Source organism: Pseudomonas sp. RIT-PI-q, assembly GCF_001297125.1.
Classification (GTDB): Bacteria; Pseudomonadota; Gammaproteobacteria; order Pseudomonadales; family Pseudomonadaceae; genus Aquipseudomonas.
Map to the genome: position 1 here is coordinate 96693 of NZ_LHPC01000028.1, position 15941 is coordinate 112633.

General features: G+C 61.5%; 12 protein-coding genes. All 12 read right to left on the reverse strand.

Going from position 1 to position 15941, the window contains the following annotated elements:
* Positions 1 to 12 precede the first annotated feature (12 nt).
* The 12 genes from AEQ67_RS12900 to AEQ67_RS12955 all read right to left on the reverse strand — a co-directional run bounded on the left by AEQ67_RS12900 (position 13) and on the right by AEQ67_RS12955 (position 15921).
* The gene (locus AEQ67_RS12900) at positions 13 to 2457 is read right to left on the reverse strand and encodes a TonB-dependent receptor plug domain-containing protein (RefSeq protein WP_059404240.1); all 2445 of its coding nucleotides are present in this window, start codon (positions 2455 to 2457) and stop codon (positions 13 to 15) included.
* A 5-nt stretch (positions 2458 to 2462) separates the two neighbouring features.
* The gene (locus AEQ67_RS12905; protein WP_059404241.1) at positions 2463 to 3422 is read right to left on the reverse strand and encodes an ABC transporter substrate-binding protein; all 960 of its coding nucleotides are present in this window, start codon (positions 3420 to 3422) and stop codon (positions 2463 to 2465) included.
* A gap of 10 nt (positions 3423 to 3432) precedes the next feature.
* Entirely contained in the window at positions 3433 to 4266 is an 834-nt protein-coding gene (locus AEQ67_RS12910; protein WP_059404242.1) for a class II aldolase/adducin family protein, read from the reverse strand.
* Positions 4267 to 4638: 372 nt separating this feature from the next.
* Complete coding sequence (locus tag AEQ67_RS12915) at positions 4639 to 6042, reverse strand: MFS transporter (protein WP_059404243.1); 1404 nt, start codon at positions 6040 to 6042, stop codon at positions 4639 to 4641.
* Positions 6043 to 6186: 144 nt separating this feature from the next.
* Entirely contained in the window at positions 6187 to 7557 is a 1371-nt protein-coding gene (locus AEQ67_RS12920; protein ID WP_059404244.1) for an LLM class flavin-dependent oxidoreductase, read from the reverse strand.
* A 192-nt stretch (positions 7558 to 7749) separates the two neighbouring features.
* Positions 7750 to 10020 (reverse strand): molybdopterin guanine dinucleotide-containing S/N-oxide reductase, encoded by a 2271-nt coding sequence (locus tag AEQ67_RS12925; protein WP_059404245.1) that lies wholly within the window; start codon positions 10018 to 10020, stop codon positions 7750 to 7752.
* A 138-nt stretch (positions 10021 to 10158) separates the two neighbouring features.
* Complete coding sequence (locus AEQ67_RS12930; RefSeq protein ID WP_059404246.1) at positions 10159 to 10953, reverse strand: ABC transporter ATP-binding protein; 795 nt, start codon at positions 10951 to 10953, stop codon at positions 10159 to 10161.
* Entirely contained in the window at positions 10947 to 11945 is a 999-nt protein-coding gene (locus AEQ67_RS12935) for an ABC transporter permease (protein WP_059404247.1), read from the reverse strand. The genes AEQ67_RS12930 and AEQ67_RS12935 overlap by 7 nt, the downstream gene beginning before the upstream one ends.
* Complete coding sequence (locus AEQ67_RS12940) at positions 11932 to 13005, reverse strand: ABC transporter substrate-binding protein (RefSeq protein WP_059404248.1); 1074 nt, start codon at positions 13003 to 13005, stop codon at positions 11932 to 11934. Before AEQ67_RS12940 ends, AEQ67_RS12935 begins: the two co-directional genes overlap by 14 nt.
* A gap of 29 nt (positions 13006 to 13034) precedes the next feature.
* Positions 13035 to 14360: an LLM class flavin-dependent oxidoreductase gene (locus AEQ67_RS12945; protein ID WP_059404249.1), complete on the reverse strand. Its 1326-nt coding sequence runs from the start codon at positions 14358 to 14360 to the stop codon at positions 13035 to 13037.
* A 12-nt stretch (positions 14361 to 14372) separates the two neighbouring features.
* Positions 14373 to 15314, reverse strand: a complete 942-nt coding sequence (locus AEQ67_RS12950) for an aliphatic sulfonate ABC transporter substrate-binding protein (RefSeq protein WP_059404250.1) — start codon at positions 15312 to 15314, stop codon at positions 14373 to 14375.
* Positions 15315 to 15705: 391 nt separating this feature from the next.
* Positions 15706 to 15921 (reverse strand): TOBE domain-containing protein, encoded by a 216-nt coding sequence (locus AEQ67_RS12955; RefSeq protein WP_059404251.1) that lies wholly within the window; start codon positions 15919 to 15921, stop codon positions 15706 to 15708.
* Positions 15922 to 15941 lie beyond the last annotated feature (20 nt).

Below are 15941 nucleotides of genomic sequence, written 5' to 3' on the forward strand. Positions count from 1 at the left end.
TCGGGGTCCTCATCAGAAGTTGTAACTCACGCGGGTGTACCAAAAGCCACCGTAGGGATCGAACGGCGAGATGCTGCCGAACTTCGGAAAACCGTTGATATCGCCGTTGGGGTAGGCGTTGTTGTCGGCCTTGACGTTGAACAGGTTGTTCGCGCCCACCGCCAGGTTCAGGCTGTCGGTCAGGTCGTAGGCGACTTCCAGGTCGGTGAGCCATTTGGCGCCATAGGTCACATCGAAATCCGGGTTCACATCCCGGGCGATGACCTTGTCGTAGCGACTGACGGAGGCATTGATGTCGAACTTGTCGATTTTCCAGTTGGCGCTAAGGATCAGCTTGGTCTTGGGGTTGGCCACCGTCAGGTAACCCTGGGCCACCCGGTCGAACAGTTCCAGGTTGGTGCCGGCGGCGGTCAACGCGGCCGGTGTCGATTTGATGCTGTCGATGTCGGTTTTGTTGTAGTTGAAGGCCACGCCATATTTGACGTTGCCCAAGGCGCCGTAGTCGACGCGGTAGTCCGTGACCAGGTCGACGCCACGGGTGGTGGTGTCCGCCGCGTTGGTGAAATACTTCACCCGGTAACCGGGCCGAAAACCGTTGGCCACCAGGATCTGGTCCACGCCGTTGCCAAACAGGAAACCGGTCTGGGCGATGCGGTCCTTGATTTCGATTTGATAGGCGTCGAGGGTGATGTTGGCTTCCGGCAGCGGCTTATAGGCAAAGCCGACGCTGATGTTGCGCGACTTTTCCGGGCTCAGGTCTTCGGCGCCCAGCGCCTTGGCCAAGGGTGAGTCGACCCGCACTGATTTGGCCTCGACGAACTGCGGGACACCATTGACGGTGGTGTATTGGTTGGCGGTCTGTGCATACACCGATTGCGACAATGACGGCGCGCGGAAACCGTTGCTCAAGGTGCCGCGAATCGCGAACTCAGGCGTGAAGTCATAGCGCAGCGACAGCTTACCGCTGGTGGTGTTGCCGGAGCTGTCGTCATAACTCTCGAAGCGACCGGCCACGCCAACATAAAACTTCTCGGTCGGGTTGAGCCCGACATCCACATACGTCGCATAGCTGTTGCGGCTGGCCTGGCCTGCGTCGTCCGGGGTGAGGGTGATTGCGCCCTGAGCGCCGACCGCCGCTGGCTGGCCTTGCAACGGACCGCTGGGGTAGACGTAGCCGCCGTTGATGAACGACAGCGGATCATCCGACTCGGTCTTGTAGCGTTCATGCCGATGCTCAAGGCCGGCGGACACTTGCATCGGTTTGGACAAGCCGACTTCAAACGCGCGGGTCAGGTCGAGGTTGTTGGTCCACTGGTCAAAATAATTGGTGTAGCTGTCGAAGTGCGTCGGGCTCGACGGCCCCAGGGAGGCATTGAGGGTTTCGTCGGCACCGGCCTGCCCCTTGTCGCGGCCGAAGGTCGAGCTCAAGTCCCAGTTCCAGTCAGCCACCAGGCCCTTGGCGCCGCCGGCCACCTGGTAGTCGGTCTCGTCGAGGGTGTAGAACGGCGCCGTACCGTCGGGGTAGATCTCGGGAATGATATTGGTGGAATTGGGCCGGCGGAAATTCTGCCCTCCCCGCGCATCGCGTCTGGTCAGCGTCGAGAATGAATAAAGGGTCACATCATCCAGCGGCAGTTCGCCGTTGTAAGCCACCCCCAGCGCCTTGATTTTCGGCAGGCCGTTTTTCTGCACCGACTTGTCGGCCGTGGCCTCTCGCGGGTCGGCAGAACCATCGGGTTGTCGGTAGTAGAACGAGCCGGTGGCGTCACGCGCACGCACCGCCGTCTGCTGGGATTTGGCGTCCAGCGAGACGTTGAAGAAACCGTCGTTAGGCAACTCGAAGCCTTTGTTCAGGGTCTGGCGAATGGTGCCTCCGTCACCTTTGGTGTACTCGCCATAGGAGGTACTGGCCGAACCGCCACTGTCGTTCTGCTTGAGGATGATGTTGATCACCCCGGCGATCGCGTCCGAACCGTATTGCGCCGATGCACCGTCGCGCAGCACCTCGATATGGTCGATGGCGCTGATCGGGATCATGTCCAGGTCGACCGGGTTGGTGCCGTAGGCGGCCGTGGAGTCGAGGTTGATCACCGCACTGTTGTGACGGCGCTTGCCATTGACCAGCACCAGCACGTTGGAACCGTTCAGGCCGCGCAGGCTGTACGGTCTGGCGATGCTGTCGTTGGAAGTCCCCGAGGGGCGTTGCGAAAACGACGGCAGGGTTTTCTGCAACGCCGTGCGCAAGCTGTTGGCACCGGTTTTTTCCAGTTGTTGCGCGCTGATCACATCGATCGGCGAAGGGCTGCTGGTGACCGTTCGCGCCTCACTGCCGCGCGATCCGGTGACAATCACCGTGTCGAGGGTGTCGTCGGTAGCCGCATAGACTGGCAGCAAGGAAAAGCCTGCAAACACCAGTGGGGCGAGTTGCAGCGTCGAGACATAAGCGTTCGATTTCATGGATATCAACTGTTCAGAATAGGGTTGAAGTCGTTGCGCCACAGCGGTCGTACATCGACGCTCTGGCTGATCAGGCGGTTTTCATGGAACAGGTCCGCAACCTGCTGCTGCGAGGCAATGGCGCTGTCGTCGATACCGATCAGGCGGGCCGGCTGGCTACGCTGCTGGAACTGGCGCAGGTACAGCGCGCGGTCGATCCCGGTCAGCGCTTCGCTGCGTTGCGCCCAGCGCTCGGGATGGCTGTTGACCCACTCCCAAGTGGCCTTCTCGCGCTGCAAAAAGTCGCCGATCTGGCTGCGGCGCTGCGGGTCGGCCAGCGCCTGCGCGGTGGTCGCGATCACGTAGTTGCCGGAGTAGTAGCGGCTGACGTTTTCCAGCAACACGCCGTCCATCTGGCTCGCGGCCTGCAAGGCACTGATCCCGCCCGTCGCCAGGGCGTCGATGTGACCATTGCGAAAGGCAGTCAAGGCATCCTGTACCGGCAACGGCACCGCCTTCACATCGGCCAGGGACAAGCCGTTCTGGCGCAACATGTTGAGCACGAAGTAATGGGTGTTGGTGGCCCGCACATAGCTGATGGTCTTGCCCTTCAGATCGGCGACGCTGCGAATCCCCGAGCCTTTCTTGACCACGATGCCGCTGTCGTTGTTGTCGCCTTTGTAGACGGCGACCAGCGCCAGCGGCACGTTGGCAATCGAGGCAAAAATCGGCGGGATCTCGCTCATGAAGGCGTAGTCCAGGTGGCCGCTGCTCAAGGCCTCGAGCACCAGGTTGCCGCCGCTGATATCCACCCACTCCACGGGGTAAGGCGTGTCCGCCTGCCCGGCGTCGGCCAGAAATGAAGCGGCCATGCCTTTGTAGCGCCACACCCGCAATGGCCCGGAGGCCGCTTTGGCATCGAGTAGCGTTCCGGCCGCCAGGACACCGGTGGCGCGCAGCAGTTGCCGACGAGAGAGCGTGTGCATGGCCAACTCCTCAGTCGAGCAGATCGGGCTCTTCGGTGCGGATCAGATCCCACAGCGGCAGGAAGTTGAGCCAACCGAAAAACTCGTGACGCGCCTTGTCTTTTGCTCCCTCTGGCGAATCCGCCTGGGGAATCAACGGCGTGCCTGCCGACTGCGCCAGCAAATGGGCGCGGGCGCTGTCTTCGGCAATGATGAAACGCCAGGCCGCGCTCTCCACCGTCTCACCCGTGACCCACAGGCCATGGTTCTGCCAGATCAGCAGATTGTTGTCGGCAAAGGTCTCGACGAACGCTTGGCTGACGATGTCGCGGTCCTGCTCCAGTGCACCGCTGGCCGTGCGCAGATCGTGGCGCCAGAAGAACACCTGGTCGTCCTCAAAGGCCCCGGCCTCGGCAGTAATCGGGTCGAACAGACGTCCCAGCGACGACCACACCCGACCATGGAACGCATGCAGGTGGGCAATGCCGACGACTTCCGGGCGGGCTTGTTGCAAATCATGGTGCAACTCAAGGGCGCTGGTGTTGAGCAGCCCCTCACCCTCCACCACCTGGCCGTCGCTATCGACGCGCAGCAAATGCGAAACGGTGATTTGCGAGAACGGCACACCGAGCGGATTGATCCAGAACTGCTCGGGATGGATCGGATCACGAGCGGTGAAATGCCCGGCCACACCGACCTCATAGCCATAACGGGCGAACAAGCGGTACGCCGCGGCGAGGCGTTGCTTGCGATGCAGGCGTTCCAGCAACAGATCGTCGTGCTTGGGAACACCGCCCAGGGTCAGGCGATTGTTGTCGGAAGGCAGCGTGTAGATGCTTTGGGGAAAACGCTTGGCATAACTCATTCGGGCAGACTCTGATCAGGAACTCGACGGGCGAGCTGTATTTCAAAGGCGAACGACGCCCTGGCACGGACGGCGCCGACACGGGGAATCGCGAGAGTGATAGGTGCTGAAATCGGCAGCGGGACATCCGTCGGGAGCCGTGCGCGCCAGCAAAAGAAATGAGGTCAGGTGTTCATGATCAGGCGCCCTCGCAGGTGGGTCAGGTCTTGGCTCTCCTCCACCGTGCGAGGGGTCGGGTCGAGTTGTCGTCAGAGAAAGATCTCTTGAAGCGAAGATATTCGTCTAAAAAACTTCTGTAAAAGTCTTAATAGTTATAAGTTAATAATTATTTTTATTAATGATTTACAAAATATTTATCAGTTATTTGCATTTTTATTGGCGCTCGACCACCTTGTACAGCCCAGCGCCTGCGCCTGCGCGCAAATGCCGAAAGAGCAACAGTGACGATCCGCAGATCACCCCGCACAACAGCAGCACCAGCGTGATGTCGTCGACCGTCACCTGGCCGTGGCCACGCCAGCGCTGCACCAGCCCCAGGAACGTAGCGGCCAGCCCCACTGACAAACTCAGGCTCAGTTGCATGGACATGGCCGCCAGGCTGCTGGCCCGGCTCGACAGCGCCGGCGGCACGTCGGCATACGTCAGCGCGCCGAGGGTGCTCATCTGCAGCGAACGCGCCAGCCCACCGAGGAACAACAGGGCAATGACCAGCCAATACGGCGTGGCCCCCTGAAATACCGCGCACACAGCGACTGACAGCCCACCCAGCAATGCATTGCCGATCAGTGTTTGGCGGAAACCGAAACGCTGGACAATAGGCGCCGCCAGGAACTTGATCGCCAGCGCCCCGGCACCACCGGCAAACGTGAGTAACCCTGCGGCCAGCGGACTGAGGCCAAAACCCAGTTGAAACAGCAACACCAACAGGAACGGCAAGGCGCCGCTGCCCAGCCGAAACAGGTTGCCGCCCCAGATAGCGATGGAAAACGTCGGAATGCGCAACAGCGTCAGGTCGATCAGCGGCCGTGCACAGCGCCGCGCATGGCCCACGTAGAGCCAGGCGAACAGCGTGCCGGCCAGCACCAGTACAGCGATCGGCAGCGGCGCCAGCAAGCCGTGGCCCAGCGCTTCGAACGCGAACACCAGACACGCCAGACCGCCAGCGCTGAGCAGCACCCCCTTGCCACCCAGCCTGCCCGCCTCGCCGGGCGGGTAATCGGGAATGAAGCGCCACACCAACCACAGCCCCAACATCCCGATCGGCAGATTGATCAGAAAGATCCAGTGCCACGAGGCAAAGGTCACCAGCAGACCGCCCAGCGGTGGCCCGATCACCGGCCCGAGCAACGCCGGCGCAGTCAGAAAGGCCATGGCCCGCAGCAGATTGTCCCGTGACGACCAGCGCAGCAATATTACCTGCCCCACCGGCACCATCATTGCGCCGCCCGCCCCTTGGGCCAACCGCGCCAGCGACAGCTGCAACAACGAACCGGACAAGGCGCACGCCAGTGAGGCGCAGGTGAACAACCCGATGGCCGCCAGAAACACCCGTCGCGGCCCGAAGCGATCCGCCGCCCAGCCACTCGCGGGCACGAACACCGCTGCCGCCAACAGGTACAGCGAGACCACCAGATTCATCCGCAGCGCGGGTTCGCCAAAGTCCTCGGCCATTTGCGGCAGAACGGTGAGGACGGCAGTGGCGTCCAGCAGCTCCATAAATAACGCACAACCGGCAATCGCCGGCACCCGATAATCAAAAGGCCGACTTGCCGACATGCATCATGCTCATAAAGGTAGTGTGGCGAGGGCGATCGCTCCCGCTCTTGCTTCTGTAGGAGCACAGCTTGCTGGCGAAGGCGTCCTTGAAATCGCCTTCGCCAGCAAGCTGTGCTCCTACAAGGTCGGGCGGCAACGCGAGTTTTATGCGCTCGCCGCTTGCAAAGGTTCAGTGACGGTTGCCACCTGCGCAGTGCGGGCGGCACTGTGGCGATTGACCGGCACCGGCAACCCCAGGTGACCGCGCAACGTGCTGTGGCTGTACTCACTGCGGAACAACCCCCGCTCACGCAGCAATGGCAGGACTAAGTCCGTGAAGCGGGCAAACTCGCCCGGTGCACCCACGCGAATATTGAACCCGTCGACAGCGCCTTCGACGAACCAGCGTTCGATCTCGTCGGCGACGGTCTTCGGCGAACCGACAAAATTCGAAAACGGTGCGGCAAACCGCAAGGCTGCCTGGCGCAACGTCAGCCCTTGTTCGCGAGCGACGTGCTTGATGTGTTCGGCATGACCGCGATAGCCATTGCTGCCCAAGTCGCCCAGGTCCGGGAAGGGTTCGTCGAGCGGGTATTGGGAGAAGTCGTGATAGTTGAACGGACGCCCCAGTTGCACCAGCGCCTTGTGCAGATCCAATTCGCCGTTGCGCTCGCGATCAATGGCCTGGGCCTGTTCGTCGGTGTCGGCAATGATCGGCGCGATGCCCGGCAGAATGGTCACGTGGTCAGGGTTGCGCCCGGCCGCGGCGGTGCGTTGCTTGATGTCCTGGTAGTAGGCGCGGGCGTCTTCGAAATTATCCACGCCGGCGAAGATGCCCTCCGCAAAATTCGCCGCCAGGTTGCGCCCGGATTCGGAAATCCCGGCCTGGAAAATCACCGGTTGGCCCTGCGCCGACCGCGCGATGTTCAACGGCCCGGTGACCGAAAAGAACTCACCCTGGTGATCGAGACGGTGCTGGCGTTGCGGGTCGAGAAAGACCCGGCTCTGCTTGTCGCGCACGAAGGCGTCGTCTTCGTAGGAGTCCCACAACCCTTGCACCACTTGCAGGTGCTCACCGGCCCGACGATAGCGCTCGGTATGGTCGATGTGCTGCTCGCGCCCGAAATTCCCGGCAGCGCCCTCAAGCCCGGTGGTGACCACATTCCAGCCCGCCCGACCGCCGCTGATCAGGTCCAGCGAAGCGAATTGCCGGGCCACGTTGAACGGTTCGGTATAGGACGTCGTCAGTGTCGCGACCAGCCCGATCTTCGACGTTGCGCCGGCCACGGCGGACAACAACGTCAGGGGCTCCAGGCGATTGAGAAAATGCGGTGCCGAATCCGGGGTGATGTAGGGGCTGTCGACAATGAAGATCAAATCAAACTTTGCCGCCTCGGCTTGCTGCGCCTGCTGGCGATACCAGTCGATATCGATGCTCGCATCGCCGGGTATTTCCGGGTGCAGCCATTCATTCTGAGCGGTCCCGACGCCGGTGAGGATGGCGCCGAACTTGAGTTGTCGTGGTGACGTGGACATCTGGATATTCCCCCGAAGATGGCAGCACTGCTGACCTGTGGAGGACGACCTTATGCGTTGGTCATACGCTTGTGAAATGCTTTGTTGATCTAACCTAATTATAAAAAACGGTAATTGTTATTCAGTTTTTATATTCAATCAACGCATACAAAAAAATTGCGTGCTTTCGGTAGGACCCAGGCGGTTTCCCCCTCAAACCATCGCCGGTGGCTCGAACGCCGTGACGGCTGGCAACGCCTGATCCCACTTCTCGATCTCCACCGAAGCGGTTTGCGCCGAGCAGCCCTGGGACAGGCTCGACGAACCGATATCGGCGGTGATCATGTTCGGGTTGCCGGGTTTTTCCAGGCTGTTTCGCTCGCCATGCCCCCGCGGATCGAACCAGGCCCCGGTGGCGATTTGCACGACACCGGGGCGGATCCCGTCCGAGACAATCACCCCGGCCAGGAAGGCGCCGCGCTCGTTGAATACCTTGACCGCATCACCCTCGACAATGCCCCGGGCGCGCGCGTCATCGGGGTTGAGGGTCAACGGTTCACGCTGCTGGATCTTCGAGGCCCGGCTGTAGGCGCCGTGATCGTACTGACTGTGCAGGCGGGGTTTCGGTTGGTTGGGAATCAGCTGTAGCGGGGAGGCTGATGGCGGTTTGTCCAGCCATACCGGGGGTCCGGGGCAGTCGGGGTAGCCAAAACTGGCGGTGCGCTCGGGGGAGATTTCGATGCGTCCCGGAGGGGTTGGCAGCGGGTTCGCGGCCGGGTCTTCGCGGAAGGATTTGAGCAACACGGTATCGGTCTCGGGATAGGCAATCTCGAACAATCCATCGCGCCAGAACGTGTCGTAGTCCGGCAGCTCGATCCCATGTTCCTGCGCCCTGCCCCGGGACTCATCATAGGTAAAACGCAACCAAGCCTCGGCATCGCGACCTTCGGTGAAGGCTTCGGCGAAACCGAGGCGGGCGGAGATCTCCGCGAGGATCGAATAGTCATCCCGTGATTCACCCACCGGCTCGATTGCCTGCTGCATCGCGATCATGAAGCGATCCGACGCCGAGCTGCCGATGTCGTTGCGCTCCAGGGCTGTGGTTGCCGGCAGGACGATGTCCGCGTACTTCGCCTGGGCGGTCCAGAACTGCTCATGGACAACGATAGTTTCAGGACGCTTCCAGGCTTCCAGCAAACGGTTGAGGTCCTGATGGTGATGGAAGATGTTGCCGCCCGCCCAATACACCAGGCGTATGTCCGGGTAATGCAATTGCTTGCCGTTGTAGTCGAAGGGCGCGCCGGGGTTGAGCAGCATGTCGGTCACCCGCGCCACCGGAATGAAATCCTTGACCGGATTGACCCCTTGGGAAAAGCGCGGCCCGGAAAACGCTTTGCGACCGCTGCCGGTGTTGTTCATGCAGCCATAACCCAAACCGAAACCACCGCCCGGCAAACCGATCTGCCCGAGCAGCGCAGCCAGGGTCACGGTCATCCAGAACGGCTGTTCGCCGTGCACCGAACGCTGCAGGGAATAGGCGATGTTGATCATGGTCCGCTGACTGGCCATGCGCCGCGCCAGGTCGGTGATGTGCTGCGCCGGTATGTCGGTCAGTGCCTGCGCCCACAATGGGTCTTTGGGCTGGCCGTCGACATGACCGAGCAGGTACTCGCGAAACCGCTCATAGCCGACGGTGTAGCGCTGAACGAAGTCCTCGTTGTGCAAGCCTTCACTGACCAGCACGTAGGACAACGCCATCATCAGCGCGGTGTCGCTGCCGGGGCGAACCGGCAACCATTGAATGTTTTTCGGCCCGGTCAGGTCGTCGCGCAAGGGACTGACGTTGACGAACTGCACGCCGGCCTCGGACATGTCCTCCAGCGCGCGGGACAACAGATGCTCACTGGCGCCACCGGGGCTGGTCTGGGCGTTTTTCGCCGGCAGACCACCAAAGGCAACGAACAGTTGGCAATGCTGCGCGAGGTTTTTCCATGAGGTATGCGCCGCCAGCAGCCAATCCATGTTGCCGACGATGTGCGGCATCAGCACCCGTCCAGCGCCCAGGCTGTAACTGTCCATGCTGAACACGTAGCCGCCGAACAGATTGAGGAAGCGGTGCAATTGACTCTGCGCATGGTGGAAACGCCCGGCACTGCCCCAGCCGTAGCTGCCGCCGAAAATAGCCTGATTGCCCTGCTCGGCCTTGACCCGTTTCAGCTCCCGGGCGACCAGGTCCAGCGCGACGTCCCACGACACTTCGACGAAGGGCTCCTGACCGCGCAGCTCGGGGTGAGCGCCGGGTTCGGCGAGAAAACTGCGCCGCACCGCCGGCCGCAGGATCCGCGTCGGCGAGGTAATGGCCTCGGGAATCGAGGCACCGATGGGCGACGGATCCGGGTCCCACTCCACCGGGACCATGGCTCGCAGTTTTCCGTCGACAACCTGCGGGCGGTACGCGCCCCAATGCAACGAAGTGAAACTCATGGCGCGATGCTCCCTGTGGAATATGAAACCCCTGTAGGAGCGAGCTTGCTCGCGATGGACTTGAGGGCGCCGCGTTCAACCAGAAAACCCGCGTCATCGTTAACCTCCATCGCGAGCAAGCTCGCTCCTACAGGTCAATTACCAGCTTTCTCCCAGCCCGAGCAAGCCCATTATCTGGCGGCGCAGGTCCACCAGATACGGATCGTCGCGATGACGCGGATAAGGCCGTTCGATGGTCAGCTGCGCCTTGATCGCTGCCGGTCGGTCGCTGAACACGATCACCCGATTGGCCAGCAGCAAGGCTTCTTCGACATCGTGGGTCACCAGCAACGCCGTATAGCCCTGGCGCTGCCACAAGTCGATCAGCTCTTTCTGCATGGTGATGCGGGTCAACGAATCGAGCTTGCCCAGCGGCTCATCAAGAATCAGCAGCCGCGGCTCATTGACCAGTGCCCGAGCCAACGCGACACGCTGGGCCATGCCTCCTGAAAGCTGCCGTGGATAAGCCCGGGCAAACTGACTGAGGCCGACTTTTTCCAGTGCGACATCGACTTTGGCGGAATGGGTTTTCAACAGCCCTTGGGCTTCAAGACCCAGGGCGACGTTGTCCCACACCCGCCGCCACGGGTACAGCGTCGGGTCCTGGAACACCACGACCCGACTCGGGTCCGGGCCGGTAATCGGTACGCCATCGGCCAGCAACGTGCCGGCGTCGGCCGGTTCCAGCCCTGCCACCAAGCGCAAGAGCGTGGACTTGCCACACCCCGAAGGCCCGAGCAACGCGACGAATTCACCGGGCGCCACATCGAGAGAAACCCGCTCCAGCACCGGCAAGTGCTGGCCGTCCAAAGCAAAGCCGTGACTCAAGCTATCAATGCGCAGCGCCAGCCCTGCTGACACCGCAGCCGTTGTTGCGGGTGCCAGCGCTACCATTTCATCGCTCCTTTTTGCCAGGCCAACAACCGGTCACGGACCAGGAACAACGCGGAGATCAGCCCCGAGCAGGCCAGCGCCATGATCAACAGCGCCGCGTACATATTGGCGTAGGCCGCCCAACCCTGGGCCCATTGCAAGTACCAGCCGATGCCGGATTTGACGCCCATCATTTCCGCGACCACCAGGGTCGAGAACGAGGCGCCCAAGCCCATGAACAATCCGACGAACACATGAGGCAACGCCGCCGGGATCGCCACTTTGAAAATCAGGAAACCCGGCTTCGCACCCAAGGTCCGCGCGACGTCGTAATAGGCTTTATCGACACTGGCCACACCGGACCAGGTCAGCACCGTCACCGGAAACCAGGTCGCCAGGGCGATCAGGAACACGCTGGCACTCCAACTGCTGGGAAACAGAAAAAAGCACAGGGGCAACAACGCCGTCGACGGCACCGGCCCGAGAATGCGCAACACCGGATGCAGCCAGTAGCCAATGCTGCTCGACCAACCGATGGCGACCCCGGCAACAAACCCGGTCGCCGCGCCCAGTGCCACGCCGCTGCCCAGCAACAGTGCCGAATGCAGCAAGCTGTCGGCCAGGCGTGGCCAGTCTTCGATGTATACCGCAAGCAACGCTTGCGGCGGTGCGAAGAACGGCACCGGCAGCAGGCCCAGTTTGGCGGTGAGCAACTCCCAGATAGCCAACAGAATCGGCAATGCGATCAACCAGGCGCCCGCCGCACGAATGCGCGTGGCGACCTTCGTCGACCAGTGACCGACGATGCCCAACAGCCCGATCGATGCCGCCACCGCCAGGCACAGATTGACCAGCCCCTGGGTCATCGGCCAAACGCGCGTGGCGTTGGGCCAATAGCTGATCAACAGCGCCACCGCGACCCAGGCCGTCACCGCCAGTGCGCCCTGGCGCCACACCTTGAAAGCCCACGGCGTCGCCGGTGTGGCCAGTGTCGAAACCTCAGCTGAAGACATCGGCGGTGATCTCCTTGGCGAACTCGCCGGCGTTGGTGCTCGGGCGAATGACTTCCACGGTTTGCAGGTCAGTGACGTAGGTGATGATTTCCTGGGTCAGCAGCGCGCCCACCGCATGATGACCGTGGGTATGGTCATGCAGGATCGCCTCGACTTCTTCGACCGAGGTATTCAACGCATAAGCCTGGAAGCCCTTGGCCACGGCCTGGGGATTTTTCACCGAGTAATCGTGGGCTTCGAGAATCGCCTGGGTCAGCGCCGCCGCCACACGTTTTTCCTCGCGCACCAGTTTGCCGGTCACGCCGACCACGCAGCAGCTGAGATTGGCGTATTCCTCGACCAGGTTGGTGGACAACTCCTGAGCCTTGCCGGTCTTGATCAGGCGGTACATGAACGGGTCGCTGCCGCTGACCGCCTGGACTTCGCCACGCTCCAGCGCGGTGCCCAACAGGTCGGCCGGGTACAGTCGCCACTCGACATCACGCACCGGATCGACGCCGTGTTTTTTCAGCAGGATCGAGAAGAAGTTGCGGTCCGGGCTGGCCATGTCGGTGACACCGATGGTCTTGCCCTTGAGGTCTTCGAGCTTATGCACATTGCCATTCACTGCACTGAGCAAGCGCAGGCAACCGCCGTGAGTACCGGCGGTGAGCTTGACGTCGAAGCCCTGCTCCAGCGCCTTCAGCCAACGCAACGCCATGCCCACGCCCGCATCGGCCTTGCCGGTGGCGATGGCTTCGAGCAGCACTTCGGTGGAGTTGCCAAAGTTGACCAGCTCGACATCGAGGTTGTGCTTCTTGAAGAAACCCTGGCCGTGGGCAATGACCACTGGCGCCAGGCACACCGCGTTGAGATTGACCGCCAGCTTCAGCGCGCGCGGCGTGTCCAGCCGAATGAATTCGCCCGTGCCGGTGGGTTCGACGCCGGTATCGACAGCATGTCCAGCGTGTTCATCAGCCGCCCCACCCGGGCGCGGCAACGACATCAGCAACGGGCTCGCCAGGGCAACGCTGGCCAGACCCAGCAAGTGACGACGGGTCAATCGATCGAAAACAGCCATTCAAATATCCCTTTGGTTAATGGAGGTGCTCAGTCCTTCAGCTCGGCCAGCCCCAGATGCTCACGCAAGGTCGAGCCTTCGTAGGCACGACGGAACAACCCTTTGCGTTGCAGATGCGGAATCACGCTTTCGACAAATTCGCTGAACGAGCCCGGCAGATAGCCCGGCGAAATCACGAAACCGTCGCAGCCTTCGCCAAGAAACAGCTCGGCCAGTTGATCGGCGATTTGTGCGCCGGTGCCCACCAGTTGCGGCACGCGCACGCTGCTGGCGAAAATCCGTCCCAGTTGCTCCAACGTAGTTTCGGCGCCCTGCATCAGCAGTTTTTCGGCGGCAGCCGGATGGATCAAGGGCGATTGGGCGATCTCGGCCAGCGTCGCCGATAGCGGAAACGGCGACAGGTCGACATTCAATTGAGAGGCCAGCGTAACCAGCCCCAACTCGGGCCGCGCCAGTGCGTTATGCCGATCACGCTTGGCCCGTGCCTCGGCTTCGGTGCCGCCAATGAACGGCATAACCGCCGTCAGCACTTTGCAGCTGTCGGCCTCGCGTCCTTGTTGCACGACCTGCGCGCGCACGTCGTCGCGGAAGGCGCGCATGGCGTTCAAGTGCGGGTGAATGGTGAAGATCGCCTCGGCCCAACGTGCGCCGAAACGCCGACCACGACCGGACGAACCCGCCTGGATCAGCACCGGTCGACCTTGCGGTGTGCGCGGAATGTTCAGCGGCCCTTCGACCTTGAACCACTCGCCGTGATGCTGCACCGAGTGGATTTTCGACGGATCGGCCAACACCCCGCTCTCGCGGTCAAGCTTGAGCGCATCCGCCTCCCAGCTGCGCCACAGTTTCAACGCCACTTCGACGAATTCGTCGGCACGGTCGTAACGCAGGTCGTGCTCCAGGTGTTTGTCCTTGCCGAACAGACGCCCTTCGCTGTCGTTCATCGAGGTGACGATATTCCAGGCCGCACGGCCCCGGGAGAGGTGATCGAGGGTGGCGAATTCACGGGCGATATGCGCCGGTTCGTAATAGGTCGTGGAACGGGTCGCGCCCAGGCCCAGCTTGCTGGTCTGGCCGATCAGGTAAGACAGGATCGGCAACGGGTCCAGCCGCGTGGCGTCCTGGGCGCCATAACGCAATGCCAGCTCCCGGGAGCCGCCCATCTGGTCACCGACCGCAAGGCGATCGGCGAAAAACAGAAAGTCGAACAAACCTTCTTCAACGACTTTGGCGACGCGGGCGTAGTATTCGGGTTCGAGGTAATGACCGACCGTGTCCGGGTGGCGCCACACCGCGTGACTGTGGACGACTGGTCCGGTCAGCAGGAAAGCGGACAGGTGGATTTGACGACTCATGGCAACGCTCCCTTACTTCGCCTTCGGCGTCCACACAGCAATGTCGGAGACCTTCAACGGTTTAGGCGTCAGCTTCGCCGCGTAATAGGTGTCGGCGATGCGTTGCTGCTCGGCCAGTTCATCGACCTTGACCGGGACGATGTCGTAGCTGCGGCGGGTGTTAGCCAGCTCGACCGTGGCCGGCGGAATGTTGCCCCACAGCGGTCCGAGAATCTGCGCCGCCTCTTGCGGGTGCGTTTTGACCCACTGCCCGGTCTCGCGCAGGGTGTCGAAGGTGACTTGCAGCACGTCCGGGTGCGCGTTGGCGAACTTCGAAGTGGCCAGGTAGAAGCGGTTGTAATTCGCGATACCGTCCTTGCCATCGGCCAGCACACGCACGTGATGGTCCAGTTGTTGAGTGGCCAGGAACGGGTCCCAGATGGCCCAGGCATCGACACTGCCGTTGGCAAATGCAGCGCCGCCATCCGGCGCTTCCAGGTAACGCGGCGTGATGTCGGCCAGGGTCAGCCCGGCTTTTTTCAGCGCGGAGATCAACAGGAAGTTGCTGCCCGAGCCCTTGGAGACTGCGACCGTCTTGCCTTTCAGATCGGCGACGCTGTGGATTGGTGAGTTGTCCGGAACGATGATCGCCTGGGCGCCGGAGGATGGATTTTCCCGGGCGTAGTAAGTCAGTGGCGCATCGGCCGCCTGGGTGAACAAGGCAAACGCATCGGCCACGTCGGCATGCAGATCGACGCTGCCCGCGTTCAGGGAGCTGAGCAGACCGGTGCTGAATTCATGCCAGCTGACGGTGAAGCCCAACGGTTTCAAACGCTCTTCCAGTTGGCCGCTCTGCTTGAGCAGAATCCACAAGGTCGAAGAGCGCTGGTAGCTGATATCGATGGTTTGCTGCGCATGAGCCCCGGCTGCGGCGAACAACAGACTGGCGGCGACGATGAGTTTTTTCAACTTCATGAAAGGCCTTGGTATGGGTGGGTTCAGAGAGGCTGAGCAAAAAACCGAGTCAGCAGTATTGCGTCCGGCGAGGCTCGAAGGCCAAACCATTAAGCCGTTTTGATTATATTAGCGACGAGTAATTATGAAAGAATCATATAATTATATGGTTATGCCGGTTCGAAGCCGCTCATGCCGATCACTTAAGCCATAACGCGATCTGTGTAGGAGCGAGCTTGCTCGCGATGGTCGTCAACGATAACGATGCACACCTGACACACGGCGGCGTCATCGGGTTCATCGCGAGCAAGCTCGCTCCTACAGCAGCCGAACGCAGGCTTCGCCAGCTGCTACAAGAAATGCGTCGCTGCTGAAATCGGGTCTTCAGGTTCAAACCTTGAGGCCGAAAATGTCAGAGCTTGGCGATCGAGACCTCGGTGGATTTGACGAAGGCAATGACCTCACTGCCGATCTTCAATTCAAGATCGCGTACTGAACGGGTGGTGATCACCGAAGTGACAATCCCGGAAGCGGTTTGCACGTCAATTTCGGAGACCACTTCGCCTTCGACTATTTCCTTGATGACGCCTTTGAACTGGTTCCGGACGTTGATCGCTTTGATGGTCATGTGAGGCTTCCTGTCTGCTG

What these genes read in the sequence shown, in the direction of transcription:
- AEQ67_RS12900 (WP_059404240.1), bottom strand. Translation starts at nt 2,457, where the DNA reads ATGAAATCGAACGCTTATGTCTCGACGCTGCAACTCGCCCCACTGGTG.
- AEQ67_RS12905 (WP_059404241.1), bottom strand. Translation starts at nt 3,422, where the DNA reads ATGCACACGCTCTCTCGTCGGCAACTGCTGCGCGCCACCGGTGTCCTG.
- AEQ67_RS12910 (WP_059404242.1), bottom strand. Translation starts at nt 4,266, where the DNA reads ATGAGTTATGCCAAGCGTTTTCCCCAAAGCATCTACACGCTGCCTTCC.
- AEQ67_RS12915 (WP_059404243.1), bottom strand. Translation starts at nt 6,042, where the DNA reads ATGTCGGCAAGTCGGCCTTTTGATTATCGGGTGCCGGCGATTGCCGGT.
- AEQ67_RS12920 (WP_059404244.1), bottom strand. Translation starts at nt 7,557, where the DNA reads ATGTCCACGTCACCACGACAACTCAAGTTCGGCGCCATCCTCACCGGC.
- AEQ67_RS12925 (WP_059404245.1), bottom strand. Translation starts at nt 10,020, where the DNA reads ATGAGTTTCACTTCGTTGCATTGGGGCGCGTACCGCCCGCAGGTTGTC.
- AEQ67_RS12930 (WP_059404246.1), bottom strand. Translation starts at nt 10,953, where the DNA reads ATGGTAGCGCTGGCACCCGCAACAACGGCTGCGGTGTCAGCAGGGCTG.
- AEQ67_RS12935 (WP_059404247.1), bottom strand. Translation starts at nt 11,945, where the DNA reads ATGTCTTCAGCTGAGGTTTCGACACTGGCCACACCGGCGACGCCGTGG.
- AEQ67_RS12940 (WP_059404248.1), bottom strand. Translation starts at nt 13,005, where the DNA reads ATGGCTGTTTTCGATCGATTGACCCGTCGTCACTTGCTGGGTCTGGCC.
- AEQ67_RS12945 (WP_059404249.1), bottom strand. Translation starts at nt 14,360, where the DNA reads ATGAGTCGTCAAATCCACCTGTCCGCTTTCCTGCTGACCGGACCAGTC.
- AEQ67_RS12950 (WP_059404250.1), bottom strand. Translation starts at nt 15,314, where the DNA reads ATGAAGTTGAAAAAACTCATCGTCGCCGCCAGTCTGTTGTTCGCCGCA.
- AEQ67_RS12955 (WP_059404251.1), bottom strand. Translation starts at nt 15,921, where the DNA reads ATGACCATCAAAGCGATCAACGTCCGGAACCAGTTCAAAGGCGTCATC.